This is a genomic window from Cloacibacterium sp. DMC96, assembly GCF_056313765.1.
Map to the genome: position 1 here is coordinate 936,007 of NZ_JBQUZQ010000001.1, position 19,024 is coordinate 955,030.

The window sequence follows — 19,024 nt, forward strand, 5'->3', positions numbered from 1 at the left end:
AAAAGGAGTGTAAAGTTACAAATTAACTGATAACAGAAAAATTAATCTTTAAAAATATTTTAATTACTGATAAATATCGCCTTTAAAAAGAATTATTCTATGCCTAGAAATTTCGTAAATTTGCATCATTAAAAAAAATACTAAAATGGCTAAAAAAGCAATACTTGCCATTCTTGATGGATGGGGTTTAGGAACGGATAATAAAGTGTCTGCAATTTACCAAGCAAACACACCTTTTATAGATTCTTGTTATACAAAATTTCCACATACCACGCTAGAAGCTTCTGGACTTGCAGTAGGTTTACCAGCAGGACAAATGGGAAATTCTGAAGTAGGACACATGAATTTAGGAGCAGGAAGAGTAGTTTACCAAAATTTGGTAAAACTGAATATGGCGGTAGAAAAAAATACTCTAGGATTAGAGCCAGGAATTCAAATGGCTTTCGAATATGCTAAATTAAATCATAAAAAAGTACATTTTATCGGTTTAGTTTCAGATGGTGGAGTTCACTCTCATATCAATCACTTGAAAGGTTTATTAACTGCTGCTCAAGAATTTGGATTGACAGAAAATGTTTACGTACACGCATTTACAGACGGTAGAGACTGTGATCCTATGTCTGGAAAAGGTTTCATAGAAGATTTACAAAATCACATGAAAATCTCTACAGGGAAATTAGCAACCGTAGTAGGAAGATATTTCGCAATGGATAGAGATAAGAGATGGGAGCGTGTGAAATTAGCTTATGATGCAATGGTAAATGGAGTAGGAGAAATCACCAAAAATCCTGTAGAAGCGATTGAAAAATCTTATGCAGAAGGTGTTACTGATGAGTTTTTAAAACCAATTATCGTTTCAGAAAATAATAATCTTCCTACTGCTAAAATTGAGGAAAATGATGTAGTTTTCTGCTTCAATTTCAGAACAGACAGAGGTAGAGAAATTACAGAAGTGCTTTCTCAACAAGACTTCCCTGATTTTGGAATGAAAAAATTGAATCTTTACTATGTGACTTTAACCAATTATGACGAAAGTTTCCAAAATGTAAAAGTTATCTTTGATGAAGAAGTTTTACAGGAAACAATGGGCGAAGTTCTAGAAAGAGCAGGTAGAACTCAAATCAGAATTGCTGAAACAGAAAAATATCCTCACGTTACTTTCTTCTTTTCTGGAGGTAGAGAAAAAGAATATGTAGGAGAGAGAAGATTGCTTTGTCCGAGTCCAAAAGATGTTGCAACCTATGATTTAAAACCAGAAATGTCTGCTTTTGATATCAGAGATGCTATTTTACCAGAATTAGAAAAAGAATCTGCAGATTTCATTTGTTTAAATTTTGCTAATGCAGATATGGTAGGTCATACTGGAGTTTTCGAAGCGGCAGTAAAAGCTTGTGAAGCGGTAGACAAATGTATAGAAGCAGTAGCGACTACAGCTTATGAACATGGTTATGCTGTTTTCATTTTGGCAGACCACGGAAATTCTGATTACATGATTAATCCTGATGGAAGTCCTAACACGCAACACTCTACTAATCTAGTTCCACTAATTGTAATGGATAAAGACCAAACATGGAATTTAAAACCAGGAAAATTAGGAGATGTAGCGCCATCTATTTTAAAAGTAATGGGCGTAGAAATTCCAGAAATTATGACAGGAGAAGTTTTAGTCTCTTAAAAATTTCAAATTTTTAAAATAATTTATTAACTTTAGCCAACTAATAATCATTATGTTGGCTAATTTTTTTTATAAGTACTTATATTCCAAAAACAAAAAAGTAGTTGGCCTATTTTTTATTGTTCTCTCTTCTTTTCTTTTTTCTCAAGAGGCTTCTATTATAGAAAATATTACCGAGACAGAAGGTCTGCCTAGCAATTATGTTTTTAATGCCAATGAAGACCAAAATGGAGTGATTTGGTTAGGAACAGATAAAGGTCTTGCTACTTATCAAGATGGAGAATGGATTACGCTAGATGTAGATAATGGAATGCCTGGAAACTATATTAATAAAGCGATTTCAGATAAAAAAAATGGATTGTTGATTTATCTTTCAGAAAGAGGATTATATTATTTTGACACCAATAAAAGAAGGATTACAGTAAAATATCCAAGTTTAGGTAATTTGATATTGAGGGATTTCAAAATTTCTAATTATAACAGCAATTATATCTTAATTAATGGAGTTAATCCTAAAACAAATCAGGAGAAGTTTTATGCTATTGATATCAGTAATGTTAAGACATTAATTCCTTTGTACATTGAACAAAATAGTATTTTTCTTCGAGGAAAGAATTCAAAAATCAAACTGGCTGACCGAGATTTTTTATTACAAAATGATAAAATAGTCCTCAATCGTTTTATTTTAGAAAAAATAGAAAATACCATTTTTATAAAGCAAAATGGTAAAATCATAGATACGCTTTCCGAAAAAAATGGACTGGGAAATAACAGTATTAATCATATCTTAAAAACTTCTAAGAATGATGTGATTATTTCTACACTGGGAGGTGGTATTTCTATCATTCGTAATAACAACCCGAAAATAACTTTCAATCATAAGAGTATAAATGCGAGACAGATTTTGACTTTTGATAATAAACAATATATTCTCGCAGATGGTTTTTTATACATTATTCAAGGTGACAAGATACTGTCAAAAATTTTTCTTAGAAAAGATGCGCTTACTTTCCATTTAGATGGTGATTTTCTTTATTTAGGTTCGTTTGCTGGATTAGAAACCTATAAAATGAATGGAAATCAATTGCAATTCATAAATTTATTTCCTTTTACTGCTGGCGTTTCTAAGATTTTAAAATTCAACAGTCAGATTATTTTCACCACTTATGGAGGCGGTTTTTTTGTAAAGAATGGAAATTCCGTGACTAAATATCAAAATAAACCTTTTAATAATATTGAGAATCTTTTTAAAATTAAACAAGGTTATGGCATGGTTTCTTATGAATCTGGTCTTTCTATCCTCGATGAAAAGCTTAATTTTATAAGTCATATCAATAAAAAAAATGGGTTACACAGTAATTTTGTAACTACCGTTTTTGCAGATACAGATACTGTCTATATTGGTGCTAGAAAAGGAATTGCACAATGGTATAACAATAAAATAATCAAAACTTTTAAAGCAGAAGAAGGATTTAGTGGGAATCTTACACGATTGATTTTTAGAGATGTTAAAAATAGAATTTGGGTGTTGACTGATAAAGATTTATTGTTGAAAACCAAAAATATTTTAAAACCTATAGGTTCTATTAGAATTTTAGATAATAATGAAGATTTGATTTTAAAAGGAGATTATTCAGCTTCTAATCATAAACTTACGGTAGTTTCTAAAAATAAAATTACAGTCATTGATTTAGATAAAATTGTAACGAATACCATGGTGAAATCCACCGAAATTTCAAAAATTCTTCATGATGGCGAAGAAATAAATGTTAAAGACAATATCTATTTTGAAGACCATAACCGTGATATACAATTTGTATTTTCCTCAGTTGATAAAAATTTATTGGGAAAAACTACTTTATTCTACAAAATTAATGATGATGCTTGGAAACCCTTTAAAGAACCAAGAACACTTAAGTTCTCTCACATCGATCAAGGAAAATATTCCTTACAAATAAAATCTGTAAATGAAGATGGCTATGAAAAAGTGATGCCAAATAAAATAGAATTTACCGTTTTAGGACCTTTCTACATAAGATGGTGGTTTGTAGTAATTTCTCTTCTAGTTTTCGGGTTATTTCTTTATAATTATATAAATGAAATTAATAAGAAAAAGTACATCAAGAGATTAAATCAACTCAGAGTTAAACATCAATTAGAAAACGAAAGAAAAAGAATCAGCAGAGATTTACATGATAATATAGGTGCGTATGTAACCAGTTTAATTTCTAAAATTGATAAACTGAAAACTTCTATAAACGAAAATTCATATAACAATAAAGAAATTAGTTGTGAAGATGTAAGACTAGATGCAGAACATATTTTAGCACTTCTTAGACAAACCATTTGGATTTTAGGAAATAAAGACACCAATATTATTGCATTATATGATAATTTTAAAAGTTATGCGCGTAAATTTTTACAAACAAATGAAATCAAAATAATTTTCGAAGAAGAAATAGAAAATAATAGAAAATTTGATGCAACTACAGGAAGCGGAATTTTTAGAATTATGCAAGAAGCACTACAAAATATTTATAAACATTCAAATGCTGCGAAAGTAGAAGTAAATGTAATCTCTAAAAATAAAATTATCATTTATATCAAAGATAACGGTCGTGGATTTAATCCTGATAATCTTAGAGAAGGTAATGGGTTAATTAATATGAAAGAAAGAGCAAGAGAACTAGGATTCAAGCTCAATATTTATTCAGATTCATCTGGTACTACCATAGAACTTTACGAGATGTAAAATACGTAATTTGTAGTATTGATTTTAAAACACAAAAAAAATATATTGTAAAACCATTAAAAAGCCATGATAAAAGTAGCAATAGTAGATGATAATCAGATTAATAGAATTACGATTAAAGAAAAGTTAGCGCCCTATCAAGACGTGCTTTTAGTATTCGAAGCCACAAATGGTGAAGATTTTTTTGATAAATTAGAAAGTCTTCCCAAAGAAGAGCATCCTCAAGTGGTATTGATGGATTTAGAAATGCCTATTCTCGATGGAATTGTCACCATTGCTTCTGCGTCTATTAAATTTCCAGAAATTAAATACATTGTGTTAACGATTTATGAAGATGATGATAAAATTTTCGAAGCCATTAAAGCTGGAGCAAGTGGTTATTTGCTTAAGGAAGATAAAGCTATAAACATAGTAGAAGCCATGAAAAATGTGGTTCAGTTTGATGGTATTCCTATGAGTCCTGCCATTGCAAGAAGAGCAATGGATTTGTTAAGAGATACGCCAAAACCTACTGCAAGTATGCAGAATGCAATTATAGACCATCAATTAAGCGACCGAGAAATGGAAATTCTAAGAGAAGTGGTAAAAGGGTATAATCATCACGAAATTGCAGATAAATTATTCATAAGTCCTAATACCGTGAGAACTCATGTGAATAATATCTACAAAAAACTCCATCTCAACTCCCGAAGTCAAGTCATGAATCTGGCTTATAAAAATAAATGGATTTAATATTTCTAAAAGGCTTATTTTATTAGCCTTTTTTTATTTCTTATATTTGCAAAAACTAAATCAGTACAATGTTAAGTAATAAAAAACTCGCTATAGATTTTGATGGAACCATTGTAGAAGATGCTTATCCATCCATTGGAAAACCAAAAATTTTCGCTTTTGAAACCCTAAAAAAATTACAATCTGAAGGATATCGATTAATTCTTTGGACTTATAGACACGGGAAATCTCTAGAAGAAGCGGTAGAATTTTGTAGAAAAAATGGAGTAGAATTCTACGCCGTAAACTCTAGTTTCGAAGGTGAAATCTTTGATGATGAAACTCAATCCAGAAAAATAGACGCAGATTTATTTATAGATGATAGAAATTTAGGCGGTTTTCCTGGTTGGGGAGAAATCTATAACATCATCACCGAAAGAATAGAATTCAGAGTAGAAGGAGGCGAAGTTTTAGCTTATTCTAAAATGAAAAAAGAAAAGAAAAGAGGTTTATTTTGGTAAAAAAAGCTAAAATCTCTAATTTCAAATTTTAAAAAATGATTATACTTAAAACAATAGAAGAACTCCGTTTAATGCGCGAAAGTGCTCAACTCGTTTCTAAAACTTTAGGAATGATTGCAGCAGAAATTAAACCAGGAGTTACCACATTACATTTGGATAAATTAGCTCATGATTTTATCAAAGATCATGGTGGCGAACCTGCATTTTTAGGAATGTATGGTTTCCCCAATTCCTTATGTATCTCTCCCAATGAAGAGGTAGTTCATGGGATACCAAAAGATATTCCACTAGAAGAAGGAGACATTCTTTCTGTAGATTGTGGTGTTTATATGAATGGTTTTTATGGAGACCACGCTTATTCGTTCGAAGTGGGAGAAGTAGCACCAGAAACCAAAAAATTACTTCAAGTAACCAAAGAATCCCTTTATAAAGGAATAGAACAATGCGTTCGCGGAAAAAGAATAGGAGATATTTCAAACGCTATTCAAACGCACTGCGAAAAACATGGTTACGGAGTGGTAAGAGAATTGGTAGGTCACGGTTTGGGAAGAACCATGCACGAAGATCCTCAAGTTCCTAATTACGGAAGAAAAGGCAGCGGAAAAGTCATCAAAGATGGTCTAGTTGTCGCTATAGAACCTATGGTTAATCTGGGAACACATCAGGTAAAATTCCACAAAGATGGATGGACGGTGACTTCATTAGACAAAACACCTTCTGCACATTTTGAACATGATGTTGCAGTGATTAATGGAAAGCCAGTTTTACTTTCTACCTTCAAATATATTTACGAAGCATTAGGAATTACCAGTAATGAAGAAGAACCATTTACTATGGATTTTTAGAAAATATGAATATCAATTAAAACGGGCTTTTGTCCGTTTTTTTTATGAATAGATACTCCAAAATTTATTTTAAAAAATGAAAAATATTTTTTTAAATTTGAATTAGAAATTATATGAAGAAACTCGCATCATTTTTACTGAATAAAATTCCAAGACCTATGCTTATTAATCTAAGCATTTTTCTTCGCCCTTTAATCTATCTTTTTTTCAAAGGAAATAAATTCACCGATCCGATTGACGGGAAATCCTACCGTAAATTTTTACCTTATGGTTACGGAAAACAACGTGAAAATGCACTTTCTCCCGGAACTTTGAGTTTAGAGCGTCATCGTCAAATGTGGTTGTATCTAAAAAATGAAACCGATTTTTTCACTAAAAATTATAAAGTGCTTCACATTGCTCCAGAGCAAGAATTCTTGAGAAAATTCAAGAAAATGAAGAATTTAGAATACACTTCTGCAGATTTGTTTTCGCCGATTGTAGATGTAAAAGCAGACATTCTAGATTTGCCCTTTGAAGATGAAAGTTTTGATGTCATTTTCTGTAATCACGTCTTAGAACATATTATAGATGACAAAAAAGCGATGAGCGAACTTTATAGGGTGATGAAAAAAGGAGGGTGGGGAATTTTGCAAGTTCCCATGAAAAACTCTCTAGAGAAAACTTACGAAGATTTTACCATTACAGACCCAAAAGAAAGACAAAAACATTTTGGGCAATATGACCATGTTCGTTGGTATGGAATGGATTATTTCGAAAGGTTAAAATTCGTAGGTTTCGAAGTAGAAACTAATTTTTATTCTCAAAAATTTCCTGAACAAGAACAAAAAAAATTCGGACTAAACGTAACCGAAATTTTACCTGTGGTAAGAAAGTAATTTTAAATTCTTATAAATTGTACAACTTTCGAAATTTTTAAAATAATTCTCGTTCCGTAGGAACGCAATGTTTCAAAGATTCTTTCGCAATGACAATTTTTTCGTTTTAATTATTTCCCAATTCTATTTTCCTTACCTTTGCAAAAAAGAAATTTTAAATCTTTTAATCCTTTAATTTTAAGTAAAACAAATGCACAAAGCAGGATTTGTAAACATAGTCGGGAAACCAAACGCAGGAAAATCTACATTGCTCAATCAATTGATGGGCGAAAAATTAGCGATTGTGACCCAAAAAGCACAGACAACAAGACACCGTATTTTCGGAATTTATAATGAAGAAGACCTACAAATCGTATTTTCTGATACTCCAGGAGTTCTAGAACCTAAATACGAATTGCAGGAAAAAATGATGGATTTTGTAAAAGATTCTTTACAAGATGCAGACGTTTTCTTGTTCATCGTAGATGTTAATGATAAAGAAGAACCGAATGAATTTTTGGTAGATAAACTGAACAAAATTCCAGTTCCAGTTCTTATTTTACTCAATAAGATAGATGCGTCTAACCAAGAAGCGATGCTCGAAAAAGTGGAGTACTGGCATAATAAAATTGAAAAAGCAGAAATTTTACCGATTTCAGCGTTAGAAGGTTTTAATACCGATTTAATTTTGCCAAAATTAAAAGCTTTATTGCCCGAAAATCCGCCTTACTACGACAAAGACCAATACACAGATAAATCTGAACGATTCTTCGTAAACGAAAATATCAGAGAGAAAATTTTATTGAATTACGATAAAGAAATTCCATATTCTGTAGAAGTGGTAACAGAAATGTTCAAAGAAAAAGAAGGAATTATCTTTATAGACTCTATTATTTACGTTGAAAGAGACACCCAAAAAGGAATTCTCATCGGTCACAAAGGTGAAGCCATCAAAAAAGTGGGAACCGAAGCCAGAATAGATTTGGAGAAATTCTTTTCTAAGAAAATTCACCTTAATCTTTTTGTAAAAGTCAAAAAAGACTGGCGTAAAAACGAAAGGGACCTTAAGAATTTCGGCTACAGATAAAATAAAAACTCAATCATTTTGGTTGAGTTTTTTTATGATAAAAAGTCATATCATCTCAAATTTATTTTTTATTTTTGGTAGTCTAAAAATAAAGAGAAAATGAAGAATCTGAATACAACGGGTTATAACAAAACCTTGTTAGATTGGGCGTTATTAGCCATTAGAATTTTTGTAGGATTGGGAATGCTTACTCATGGATTTCCGAAGCTCATGCAACTTCTCGGAGGAAGTCATGATTTCATTAATTTCTTCGGAATCGGCAGCAAAACATCCCTCGTTTTAGCAGTTCTTGCAGAAGTTCTTTGTTCACTTTTCTTAATTTTAGGACTTTTCACCAGATTCGTTTCTATTCCTCTCATTATCACGATGTTAGTAGCTATTTTCATCGTTCATGGAAACGATCCTTTTGCCAAACAAGAAATGGCATTGCTCTATTTATTCCACTACATTTTAATATTTGTAGCAGGTCCCGGAAGTATTTCCATCGACAGAATGATCAATCGAAAATAAATTCAAAGGCGCTTCTAGCGTCTTTTTTGTTCCTCTCTTTTAGAGTGTGGAATTCAGATTTTCTGAATGACGGGATGTTTTTTGGCGCTTTAACACGCTGTCCGCTATATCTTTTTCTTTCCAAAGCATTTTCCAAATCTAAAGAAAAAGGATGCCGCTTCCATCGTTAGCGCAAATGCAGAAATCTTCAGAAATTTCAGGAAAAATTGTAACTTTCCCTTCAATAAAACCACTAATCAAAAAATCGTAAATCAAAAATTTAAAATATGAGATCTATCAAAATTTCTGTTTTATTTCTCGCTTTATCCATTTGTGGATTTTCGCAAGAAAATTTAACCTACCAAAAACCTTCTGCTGAAATTCTTCAACTCGCTGATTTCCAAAGAACACCTTCTGTTTCTATGAACAGCAAAAAAGACTGGATGGTTTTTTCTTACAGACCTACTTATAAAACGTTAGACGACCTTAACCAAGAAGAAATGAAATTGGCAGGTTTACGTGTAAATCCTGTAACCAATATTTCGAGTTCTGTTACGTATATTAGTAATTTAAAAGTTAGAAAATTCAACGAAAAGCAAGAAACACAAGTAATTGGATTGCCTCAAAATCCTAAAATTACCAATCTTTCTTGGTCTCCAGACGAAAAGAAACTAGCATTTACCAATACTACAGAAAAAGGAGTAGAACTTTGGATTTTAGATTTAGAAACCAGAACAGCTAAGAAAATTTCAAGTGATAATCTTAATGCCAATTTAGGTTCTCCGTTTGTTTGGCTGAAAAATTCTCAGGAATTAATCGTAAGAAAACTTCCTGCAAACAGGCCAGCTCTTTTAAATGAAAAGAAAAATCTTCCAACTGGACCAATTGTTTCTAATGCAGATGGAAAAGTTTCACAAAACAGAACATATCAAGATTTATTAAAAAATCCTATGGATGAAGCCAATTTTGAGACTTTAACCAGAGCAGAATTGGTAAAAATGAATCTTGATGGAGCAGAAACTCCTTATAAATCTGCTGATATTTATGCAGGAATCCAACTTTCGCCAGACGGAAATTATGTAATGATTTCTACCATTAAAAAACCATTTTCTTACATCGTTCCGCTTTCTAGATTCCCGATGACTGCTCAAGTTTTTGATTTACAAGGGAATTTAGTGAAAACAGTAAATGACGTTCCATTGAATGAAATTATGCCAAAAGGATTTTCATCAGTTAGAACAGGAAAAAGAAATATGTCTTGGAGAGCAGACAAACCTGCAAGTTTATATTTTGTAGAAGCTCTAGATGGTGGAGACCAAAGCAAAAAAGCAGAATTCAGAGATGAAATTTTTACTTGGGATGCACCTTTTTCTGCAGAACCAAAATCTTTGATGAAAACCAAACAAAGATTTGCAGGAATTCAATTCGGGAATGAAGAAAACGCTGTAGTAATGGATTCTTGGTATGACACGCGTTCACAAAAAACGTATTTCCTAAATCCAAAAACAGGAGAAAATAAAGAAATTGCCGAAAGAAATTATCAAGATGTTTATGCAGATCCAGGAAATTTCCAAACCGATAAAAATGAATTCGGACAATATGTAATTTCAATCAAAAACGGAAAAGCACATTTAATTGGTGATGGTTTTACCAAGGAAGGTCAGTTTCCTTTCATTGATGAATTTGATTTTAAAAACTTCCAAACCAAAAGATTATACACTTCTAAAACACCCAATGTAAAAGAAGATATTATTGACATTATTGATGCGAATAAAGGAACGGTTTTAGTAACACAACAGTCTAAAAATCAGTACCCTAATTATTTTGTGAGAAATATTAAAAACAACAAAGCAGAAGCTGTAACTCAGTTTGCAAATCCTTTTGCTAGCATTTCTAATATTCATAAAGAAGTCATCAAATACAAAAGAAACGATGGAGTAGAACTGAAAGGAACGCTTTATTTACCAGCAAATTATGATTTCAAAAAGAAACCAAAATTACCACTTTTAGTTTGGGCTTATCCAGAAGAATTTAAAGATAAAGCAACTGCTGGACAAAACACTGCTAATCCAAATGAATTTACCTTCCCAAGTTATGGTTCGTTTATTTATTGGGTAACCAAAGGTTATGCGGTTTTAGATGATGCGAGTTTTCCAATTATTGGTGAAGGAACCACAGAACCGAATGATACCTTTATTCCGCAATTGGTTGCCAATGGAAAAGCAGCGATTGATGCAGTGGATCAGTTAGGTTATATCGACAGAAATAGAGTAGCAGTGGGTGGACATTCTTATGGAGCGTTTATGACGGCTAATTTATTGACGCACTCTAATGATTTTGCATGCGGAATTGCTAGAAGTGGCGCTTATAACAGAACTTTAACGCCATTTGGTTTCCAAAGTGAACAGCGTAATTATTGGGATGTTCCTGAAATATACAACGGAATGTCGCCATTTATGAACGCTAATAAAATGAAAAAACCAATGCTTTTAGTTCATGGTGAAGCAGATAACAATCCGGGTACATTTACATTGCAAACAGAGCGTTATTTCCAAGCATTGAAAAACTTGGGAGCACCTGTAAGAATGGTGATTTTACCAAAAGAAGCTCACGGTTATGTTGCTAAGGAAAACATTTTACATTTGCTTTGGGAACAAGACCAATTCTTGGAAAAATGTTTAAAAAAATAAATTTTAAAAGACGCTGAAAAGCGTCTTTTTTATTTTTAAATAATTCTGAATGGGATAAAATTTGTAATTTTAAAAAAGTCTAGAATCTCACTTCTGCAATCTAATATCTAAGAAATGAATAATCTTTTACCAAAAGACGGCACTTTACATTATTATGGAAAAATTTTCACGGAAGAACAAAGTGAAATATATTATGTTAAATTGCTCAATGAAATAAATTGGCAACATGATGTAGTCAAAATTTTTGGAAAAGAGATTATCACCAAAAGAAAAGTTGCTTTTTTAGGAGATGAAGGAATTTCTTATAAATATTCGGGTAAAAATAAAATCGCTGAGAATTGGCTAAAATTTATTTTAGAAATAAAATCTACGGTGGAACAAATCTCAGGCGAAAAATTTAATGCGTGTTTATTGAACTATTATCACAATGGCTCAGAAGCGATGAGTTGGCATTCTGATAATGAAAAAGAAATTTTGAAACATTCTGCAATTGCGTCTGTAAGTTTCGGAGCGGAAAGAAAATTTGGTTTCAAACATAATTTTAGCAAAGAAGAAATTTTTCTAATGCTTGAGAATGGTTCATTACTCATCATGAAAGATGAAACTCAAATCTATTGGAAACATAAGCTTTATACGAATGCTAAAATCACCGAGCCAAGAATTAATTTGACATTCAGAACAATTGTAAACAACAAAACATAATATTTTAATTAATTCCTATAATTTATATTATGTTAAATTGTATTTTTTACGACTTAAATTAATTTATAGTTTCCTAACCTTATCATTTCTTTCACTCCGTTGAAAGTTTATAATCTTTGATGAGAATTCTATAAAGTTGTAAATCGTTTATCGCCATAATTTTACAAGAAAAATTATGAAAAATTTTGTAATTATTCTTTTGATAAGCATTTCTTTTGTCTCTTGTAACAAAAAAGAAACATCTTCATATACCATAATTCCTGAAGATACCATTCACCAGAATTATCCAGATACTTTTGAGCCGAAAAAAGATACTTTGCAATTTTGTTATCTTTCTGTGGTAGGCAAAGATTCTTTGCACCTTTCTTACACTCTTTATCCTACAGATTCTGTAAAAGGAAAAATGAGTTACGATAATTTTGAAAAAGATGGTTCTACTGGAAAAGTGTATGGTATAAAATCTGGTGATACCTTAAAATTAACTTACGACATGTTTTCTGAAGGAATGCATTCGTTAATAGATGTTCGCTTTTTGACCAAAGACAATAAACTTTACGAAGGAATTACTGCTTTGAAACAAAAGAACGATTCTACCATGATTATTGTGAATGATAAAAGTGTAGATTTTAAATCTGGAAGAGTTTTATCGCCTGTTAAATGTAAATAATGTTAGTAATTTTTCATGCTATTCTACTCTATTTTAGATTAAATTTTTAATTTTTTCTCTACAAATAGTTGCAGTTTACTTTTTCTATTGGGTATTTTGATACTATGCGAAATCCTCGTATTTTTAGCAAAATTTAAACGCAATGTCATACTATCCTTTAAATAGCATTCCAGATTATTATGGAATTGATGATTTACTTACAGAAGAACATATATTAATCAGAAACTCTGTAAGAGATTGGGTTCAGTCATTTATTATGCCTCAAATTGATGATGCAGCGCAACATCATAAAGACATTCCTAATTTGATGAAAGAATTAGGAGCAATTGGTGCTCTTGGTCCTTATATTCCAGAAGAATATGGAGGGGCAGGTTTAGACCAAATTTCTTACGGATTAATTATGCAAGAGTTAGAACGTGGAGATTCTGCAGTTCGTTCTGCTGCTTCTGTACAGAGTTCTTTGGTAATGTTTCCTATTTTTGAGTTTGGTTCAGAGGAACAAAAACGTAAATATCTTCCAAAATTAGCTTCTGGTGAATTTATCGGTGCATTTGGTTTAACAGAGCCTAATCACGGTTCTAATCCAGGAGGAATGGAAACGCATTACAAAGATATGGGCGATCATTATTTGTTAAATGGTGCTAAAATGTGGATTACCAATGCTCCACTTTGTGATATTGCTGTAGTTTGGGCAAAAGGTGAAGACGGAAAAGTTCGCGGAATGATTGTAGAACGTGGTTACGAAGGTTTTACCACTCCAGAAACTACCAATAAATGGAGTTTGAGAGCTTCTAAAACGGGTGAATTGGTTTTTAATAACGTAAAAGTTCCTAAAGAAAATCTTTTACCAAATGTAGAAGGTTTAAAAGGTCCTCTTTCTTGTTTAAATTCAGCACGTTACGGAATTTCTTGGGGTGTAATTGGTGCTGCAATAGATTGCTATTGTACTGCTGTTCAGTATTCTAAAGAAAGAACACAGTTCGGAAAACCGATCGCAAGTTTCCAACTTCAACAGAAAAAATTAGCCGAATTTTTAACTGAAATTACAAAAGCGCAATTGCTTTGCTGGAGATTAGGAATCTTAAAAAATGACCACAAAGCTACTCCTGCTCAAATTTCTATGGCTAAGAGAAACAACGTGAGAATGGCTATTAACATAGCAAGAGAATCTCGTCAAATTCTTGGAGGAATGGGAATTATGGGAGAATTCCCAATGATGCGTCACGCTGCCAACTTAGAATCTGTAATCACATACGAAGGAACTGAAGACGTTCACTTGCTCATCACAGGTCTTGATATTACAGGAATTAACGCATTTTCATAAAAATTATACTTTGTCAAAGTTTTTAAATCTTTGACAAAGTTTTTTTTTGATTTTGGCGTGCCTTTTTTCCACCGCTATTGCCATGCAAAAAAGTCGCGCTTTCCGTTCCAATCTTTTATTTTTCCAGTCTTCGACTCCGCTCAGACTGACAAAATAAAAGGATTTCCACTGCAATCGCTCACGCGAAAACTTTTGATAAGTTTACGCCTTTGCGGACTTAAAAACATAAAGAATTTTAAAAATTTCTTTGCGCTCTTTGCGTGTAAATTATGAAAACCATCAACATACCATTACCTAAAATAGGAGAATCTACTACCGAAGCCAAAATCGTAGAATGGCTCAAAAAACCTGGAGATTTCATCAAACGAGATGAACTTTTTGCAGTGATAGGAACAGATAAAGTAGATTCTGAAATCTTCTCAGAATACGAAGGAACGCTCAAAGAAATTCTTGTAAAAGAAGGCGAAGAAGTTTCTGTAGGAACTCCTATTTGCACCATGGAAGTGGATGATGCTGTTTCTGAAACCGTCACACTGAGCGCGAAACATAGTGAAGCAGTCGAAGTGTCTAATAAAGATTTTTCGACTCCATTACATTCCGCTCAAAATGACAAAACTCAACTCACAGCTCGAAACTCGGAGCTCGTATCTTTTCTTTCACCTGTTGTAAGAAAAATGGCTGCAGAAAACGGATTGAGTTTAGAAGATTTGCAGAAAATCAATGGAACTGGAGAAAACGGAAGAATCAGAAAACAAGATGTTGAAAATTTCTTAAAACCAAGAAAACAAAGCTCTTCTACTCCATTTGTTGAAGAAAAACTTCAACTCAAAGTAGAACTCGGCGAAACTTTAGAGCCACTTTCTAAAATGCGTAAACTCATCGCCGAAAATATGGAAAAATCTTGGCGAAGCATTCCTCATGTTACTACTTTTATGGATGCAAATGTGACGAAATTAGTCGCTTATCGTGAAGAAAATAAAGAGAAATTTCTACAAGAAAATGCGGTAAAACTCACTTATACACATTTGATAATGAAAGCAGTGATAGATGCAATTAAGGTCTATCCTACTCTAAATTCTTGGTTTAATAATGAAGAATTGTTAGAAAAGAAAACCATCAATTTAGGTTTTGCAGCAGCACTTCCAGATGGTAATCTCATCGTTCCGAATATAAAAAATGCACAGAATTTATCGGTTGTAGAAATTGCTCAACAAGTTTCTGAAATCGGAACAAGAGCTAAAAATGGAAAACTGAAACCAGACGATATTCAAGATACTACTTTCACAGTTTCTAATACGGGAATGTTCGGTTCAGAAAGTGGAACGCCTATTATTTCCAGACCGCAAGTTGCAGTTCTGGCTTTAGGAAATATTTTGAGAAAATCTTGGATTGTTGATGAAAACGGCGAAGAAAAAATATTGCCTCAATCGGTGATGACGCTGTCTTTAAGTTATGACCACAGAATTGTAGATGGCGCTCTTGCCTCGAAATTCTTGACGGAGATTAAAAAAAATATGGAGCGTTATTAAACGCTCCTTTTTATTCGTTGATTATATTTTTTATCAATTCCAACTTTCGTGAACTTTTTCTGTAAATGGAATTTCTGGATTCAGGATTTCTAGAATTAAATTTTTCACAGAAACTAAAGAATCTTCAAAATTACCTTCGGTAAATTCTACTTTTTGTACGCCGTTATTCACCTCTGCAAAACTCCAAATTCCTGTTTCTATTTCACGATTTTTAAACTCATCTATTTGAGAAATACAATATTGATACATGCACAATTGCATCGCTTGTTTGTATTTGTCATCAAAGAAAAGATTTTCAATTTTGTCTTCTTTTGCTTTGATTTTCAGGTTCTTAGGCTTTGCAGTTTTATAATCTATAATTCTTAAAGTTCCATTCAGAATATCAATTCTATCAATAAATCCGTAGAAAATCACCTCATTATTTTCATCAATTTTAAAAGGAATATTTTCGATTTTTCTTTCTAAAGCTACAATTTCCAAAGAATTTCCGTTTTTTACCAACTCTAAATCATAATTCAAAACAGATTCTACTACTCTTTTGGCAATTTGTTTGTGAACGAAGTTCATTCCTTTTTCGTAGAATTCTGTTTGATGTTTGAGTCTTTCAATGGCTTTTTCAATTGATTCATCTACTTGTTGAAGTAAATTTTCTAAATCATTAACTTTTAATATTTTACCGATTATTTTTTCGTATAAATATTCTAAAGCATTATGAACTAAAGTCCCATAATTACGTTGAGAAAGTTCTTCTTCAATTTCTGTTGTTTCTCTGGTATTGAGAATTTTATCCAAATAAAAATCAATAGGATTATAAAGATAGGTTACCAAATGTGATGGTGAAACTTTTTGCTTCCATTCTTCTAATTTTTCAAGAACTGAAGGCGTTTTTTCAATCGTAATGGGTTCTTGATTAATCGGTTCAGATGTGTTTTCGATGATGATATGCTCTATTTTATGCTGAGATTCCATTTCAATTTGGGTAATGAATCTCGTTTTTTCGCCTGTATTTACGCCAGAACCGAGAGCATTGTAAAGCAAATATATATTCTTGGCATTCTGTAAAAATCGGTAAAAGTGATAGGCATAAATTCCATCATTTTCTAAGAAAGTATGCAAATTAAACTGCTTTCTTACATCAAACGGAAGATAGGTGTTTTGAGAATTTCCAAGAGGTAATTTTCCTTCATTGGCAGAAAGAAGAATGATATTTTCAAAATTCAACAATCGTGTTTCCAAAAGTCCCATCAATTGTAAACCTTCTAAAGGTTCTCCCACAAAATCTATTGATTCAGAGTTAATGAGTTGATTAATCAACACTTCCAATGTTTCGATTTTTACTTGATATTGATATGGAGAAAGTTGATTCTTGATGATGATGAAACTCTTCTCAAAATGAGAAATGTTTTCATATTGCACATTGTCTATTTCATTGTATTTTAAATCTTTACAAAATTGAATTAAAGTATTAAGTAAAGTTTCAGCGTCTTGTTTTTCAAACAAATTATAGAAAGAAAGTCCGTTCAATAATTCACTTAATTGCTTTTTAGAAATATAAACAATGTTTCTTTCTTCTAAGGTTGCAACGAAGTTTTTGATGATATTTTCGTCTTTAAAATTCTTTGGAAGTTCATCTAAAATCGGTAAAATATCATTGTAATAATATGAAGAAGCGTTTTTTTCTAATTGTTTATGAAGATGAAACAGTTTTTTCATCGCATTTGAAAATGCCAAATTTTTCAACGGAAAGCCCATTGTAATGTTCAGTTTTTCAACAGATGCGAGAGAATCTAACGTTGCAGGAAGCAAATTTTCATCCAATAAAACTACCGCAGTATTTTGATAATCAGAATTTTCTGTGCGTATTTCTGAAAGAATTTCTGGCAAAACTTTGGTTTGAGCAATATTTCCTGAAACTTCGTAAACTTTTATATTTTTTGGTTCAATGAATTCATTTTCAATCCAGTTGAAATCTCTAGAATCATTGAATTCTTTCCAAGTTTTGTATTCGCGGAGAAATTTCCCTGCTTCTTGTCTTTCGTCATGGAAATAGTATTCATCTGCATGAAAGAAAATATCTGCTTTGTCCCATTGTAAAAGCGTTCTGACTAATTTTTCTTCAACGGGAGTAAAAGCGTTAAACCCAATAAAAATGGCTCTAAGATTGAAAATTTTACAATAATTTTCTAAATTTTCTTTGGTGTAAAGATGAATCATTCCCGAAGTAGCCAATTGCTGTTCCTCTAATTTTTCTTGTAAAAAAGGAAGAAAAGCATTCATTTTTCTCCAAAAATTGAGATTTCTCTTTTTAGCACCTTCTTCATCACCCAGATTTTCGCCCCAGTTTTTGATGCGTTCTTCAGCGAGCATCCATTCCAGAATTTCTTTATCATTTCCATGGAATTTCAGCATATCATCCCAATCTTTTTGCAGTGTTGGGAACCATTTTAAAAATGTGGCAAGATCTTCATCTTGATAAAGTTGAGTATAGGTTTGATAAGCAAAAAGCCAAAGTGCAATGCCTTTGATCTCTTGTTTTTGACTGATGGAATGTACCAATTCATCAATCGTAAAAAACTCTGGAAGAATCCCATTATAGTTTTTTTCTTTTAAAATTTCTTTAATAAAAACTACGGGTCTTTTTCCTGGAATTATAAATGAAAAACCCGATAAATCCGAAGATTTTTCGAGTATTTCTGATATGACTTTTTGTAAAAATTTTTGGTTTAGCATTAGTTTTTATAGCGTTCTAGTTTTTTGAGTTGAGCTTTAATTTCTGCTTCCAGCTCATTTTGTTTTTCTGCATTGGTTCCTCGTTTGGTAATATTATCATAATAGTTTTGATAATCGAGAAATTCACCATACATCACTTGATAAATCAACTTAAATTTCAATTGGTAATCTTTCTCCGTTTTTACATTTTCTAGAAATTCTTTTCTCAGTTTTCTAGCGTAAATTTCGGCTATATCAAAATGACCTTGTTCATGATTAATATTGAGATTTTTGGTCTTAATAGGATGCTTCCAAGATTTGCTAGGGTCAAAAGTAGCATCTATTCTCACCTTCATTTTATTATTGGCTTTGTCTTTAAAAGCGGTGTAACTTAGTCCACAAGAAGAATAACTGACAATGGTGCTGTCACTTTTCATTTTGTTTTCTGGTGATTTAAAAAGGCTCC

Annotated in this window: 15 protein-coding genes; 13 read left to right on the forward strand and 2 right to left on the reverse strand. The window is 32.0% G+C overall.

Translation table 11 applies throughout. The features are described 5' to 3' along the window. Positions 1-145 precede the first annotated feature (145 nt). The 13 genes from gpmI to ACT53I_RS04230 all read left to right on the forward strand — a co-directional run bounded on the left by gpmI (position 146) and on the right by ACT53I_RS04230 (position 15,849). On the forward strand, positions 146-1,675 hold the full coding sequence (gene gpmI / locus ACT53I_RS04170) for a 2,3-bisphosphoglycerate-independent phosphoglycerate mutase (RefSeq protein WP_374449870.1): 1,530 nt from the start codon (positions 146-148) through the stop codon (positions 1,673-1,675). Between the two features lie 52 nt (positions 1,676-1,727). Continuing rightward, positions 1,728-4,427: a sensor histidine kinase gene (locus tag ACT53I_RS04175; protein WP_476078552.1), complete on the forward strand. Its 2,700-nt coding sequence runs from the start codon at positions 1,728-1,730 to the stop codon at positions 4,425-4,427. A gap of 66 nt (positions 4,428-4,493) precedes the next feature. Further along, complete coding sequence (locus ACT53I_RS04180; RefSeq protein ID WP_476078553.1) at positions 4,494-5,159, forward strand: response regulator transcription factor; 666 nt, start codon at positions 4,494-4,496, stop codon at positions 5,157-5,159. Between the two features lie 68 nt (positions 5,160-5,227). Then, a complete protein-coding gene (locus ACT53I_RS04185) occupies positions 5,228-5,659 on the forward strand; it encodes a BT0820 family HAD-type phosphatase (RefSeq protein WP_069799079.1) in 432 nt (143 codons plus the stop codon). Positions 5,660-5,694: 35 nt separating this feature from the next. Continuing rightward, positions 5,695-6,504 carry a type I methionyl aminopeptidase gene (gene map, locus ACT53I_RS04190; protein WP_069799075.1) on the forward strand — a complete coding sequence of 270 codons (810 nt, stop codon included), beginning with the start codon at positions 5,695-5,697 and terminating at the stop codon, positions 6,502-6,504. Between the two features lie 113 nt (positions 6,505-6,617). Further along, entirely contained in the window at positions 6,618-7,382 is a 765-nt protein-coding gene (locus ACT53I_RS04195; RefSeq protein ID WP_476078554.1) for a class I SAM-dependent methyltransferase, read from the forward strand. 190 nt (positions 7,383-7,572) lie between these two features. Then, on the forward strand, positions 7,573-8,448 hold the full coding sequence (gene era, locus ACT53I_RS04200; RefSeq protein ID WP_476078555.1) for a GTPase Era: 876 nt from the start codon (positions 7,573-7,575) through the stop codon (positions 8,446-8,448). A gap of 99 nt (positions 8,449-8,547) precedes the next feature. After that, positions 8,548-8,958: a DoxX family protein gene (locus ACT53I_RS04205; RefSeq protein ID WP_476078556.1), complete on the forward strand. Its 411-nt coding sequence runs from the start codon at positions 8,548-8,550 to the stop codon at positions 8,956-8,958. A gap of 266 nt (positions 8,959-9,224) precedes the next feature. After that, positions 9,225-11,627, forward strand: a complete 2,403-nt coding sequence (locus ACT53I_RS04210) for an alpha/beta hydrolase family protein (protein WP_476078557.1) — start codon at positions 9,225-9,227, stop codon at positions 11,625-11,627. A 114-nt stretch (positions 11,628-11,741) separates the two neighbouring features. Next, positions 11,742-12,329 carry an alpha-ketoglutarate-dependent dioxygenase AlkB family protein gene (locus tag ACT53I_RS04215; protein WP_476078558.1) on the forward strand — a complete coding sequence of 196 codons (588 nt, stop codon included), beginning with the start codon at positions 11,742-11,744 and terminating at the stop codon, positions 12,327-12,329. Positions 12,330-12,504: 175 nt separating this feature from the next. Then, a complete protein-coding gene (locus ACT53I_RS04220; RefSeq protein WP_476078559.1) occupies positions 12,505-12,996 on the forward strand; it encodes a hypothetical protein in 492 nt (163 codons plus the stop codon). A 142-nt stretch (positions 12,997-13,138) separates the two neighbouring features. Continuing rightward, entirely contained in the window at positions 13,139-14,320 is a 1,182-nt protein-coding gene (locus ACT53I_RS04225) for an acyl-CoA dehydrogenase family protein (protein ID WP_476078560.1), read from the forward strand. A 269-nt stretch (positions 14,321-14,589) separates the two neighbouring features. Continuing rightward, on the forward strand, positions 14,590-15,849 hold the full coding sequence (locus tag ACT53I_RS04230; RefSeq protein ID WP_476078561.1) for a dihydrolipoamide acetyltransferase family protein: 1,260 nt from the start codon (positions 14,590-14,592) through the stop codon (positions 15,847-15,849). Positions 15,850-15,882: 33 nt separating this feature from the next. Here the strand turns inward: ACT53I_RS04230 and ACT53I_RS04235 are convergent, their stop codons facing one another. Both ACT53I_RS04235 and ACT53I_RS04240 read right to left on the reverse strand, forming a co-directional pair. After that, the gene (locus tag ACT53I_RS04235; protein ID WP_476078562.1) at positions 15,883-18,579 is read right to left on the reverse strand and encodes a PD-(D/E)XK nuclease family protein; all 2,697 of its coding nucleotides are present in this window, start codon (positions 18,577-18,579) and stop codon (positions 15,883-15,885) included. Further along, on the reverse strand, positions 18,579-18,995 hold the full coding sequence (locus ACT53I_RS04240; protein WP_476078563.1) for a DUF922 domain-containing protein: 417 nt from the start codon (positions 18,993-18,995) through the stop codon (positions 18,579-18,581). The genes ACT53I_RS04235 and ACT53I_RS04240 overlap by 1 nt, the downstream gene beginning before the upstream one ends. Positions 18,996-19,024 lie beyond the last annotated feature (29 nt).

Bases quoted from the DNA above. Each gene is read 5' to 3' on its own strand.
- gpmI (WP_374449870.1), top strand. From the start codon at position 146: ATGGCTAAAAAAGCAATACTTGCCATTCTTGATGGATGGGGTTTAGGA.
- ACT53I_RS04175 (WP_476078552.1), top strand. From the start codon at position 1,728: ATGTTGGCTAATTTTTTTTATAAGTACTTATATTCCAAAAACAAAAAA.
- ACT53I_RS04180 (WP_476078553.1), top strand. From the start codon at position 4,494: ATGATAAAAGTAGCAATAGTAGATGATAATCAGATTAATAGAATTACG.
- ACT53I_RS04185 (WP_069799079.1), top strand. From the start codon at position 5,228: ATGTTAAGTAATAAAAAACTCGCTATAGATTTTGATGGAACCATTGTA.
- map (WP_069799075.1), top strand. From the start codon at position 5,695: ATGATTATACTTAAAACAATAGAAGAACTCCGTTTAATGCGCGAAAGT.
- ACT53I_RS04195 (WP_476078554.1), top strand. From the start codon at position 6,618: ATGAAGAAACTCGCATCATTTTTACTGAATAAAATTCCAAGACCTATG.
- era (WP_476078555.1), top strand. From the start codon at position 7,573: ATGCACAAAGCAGGATTTGTAAACATAGTCGGGAAACCAAACGCAGGA.
- ACT53I_RS04205 (WP_476078556.1), top strand. From the start codon at position 8,548: ATGAAGAATCTGAATACAACGGGTTATAACAAAACCTTGTTAGATTGG.
- ACT53I_RS04210 (WP_476078557.1), top strand. From the start codon at position 9,225: ATGAGATCTATCAAAATTTCTGTTTTATTTCTCGCTTTATCCATTTGT.
- ACT53I_RS04215 (WP_476078558.1), top strand. From the start codon at position 11,742: ATGAATAATCTTTTACCAAAAGACGGCACTTTACATTATTATGGAAAA.
- ACT53I_RS04220 (WP_476078559.1), top strand. From the start codon at position 12,505: ATGAAAAATTTTGTAATTATTCTTTTGATAAGCATTTCTTTTGTCTCT.
- ACT53I_RS04225 (WP_476078560.1), top strand. From the start codon at position 13,139: ATGTCATACTATCCTTTAAATAGCATTCCAGATTATTATGGAATTGAT.
- ACT53I_RS04230 (WP_476078561.1), top strand. From the start codon at position 14,590: ATGAAAACCATCAACATACCATTACCTAAAATAGGAGAATCTACTACC.
- ACT53I_RS04235 (WP_476078562.1), bottom strand. From the start codon at position 18,579: ATGCTAAACCAAAAATTTTTACAAAAAGTCATATCAGAAATACTCGAA.
- ACT53I_RS04240 (WP_476078563.1), bottom strand. From the start codon at position 18,995: ATGAAAAGTGACAGCACCATTGTCAGTTATTCTTCTTGTGGACTAAGT.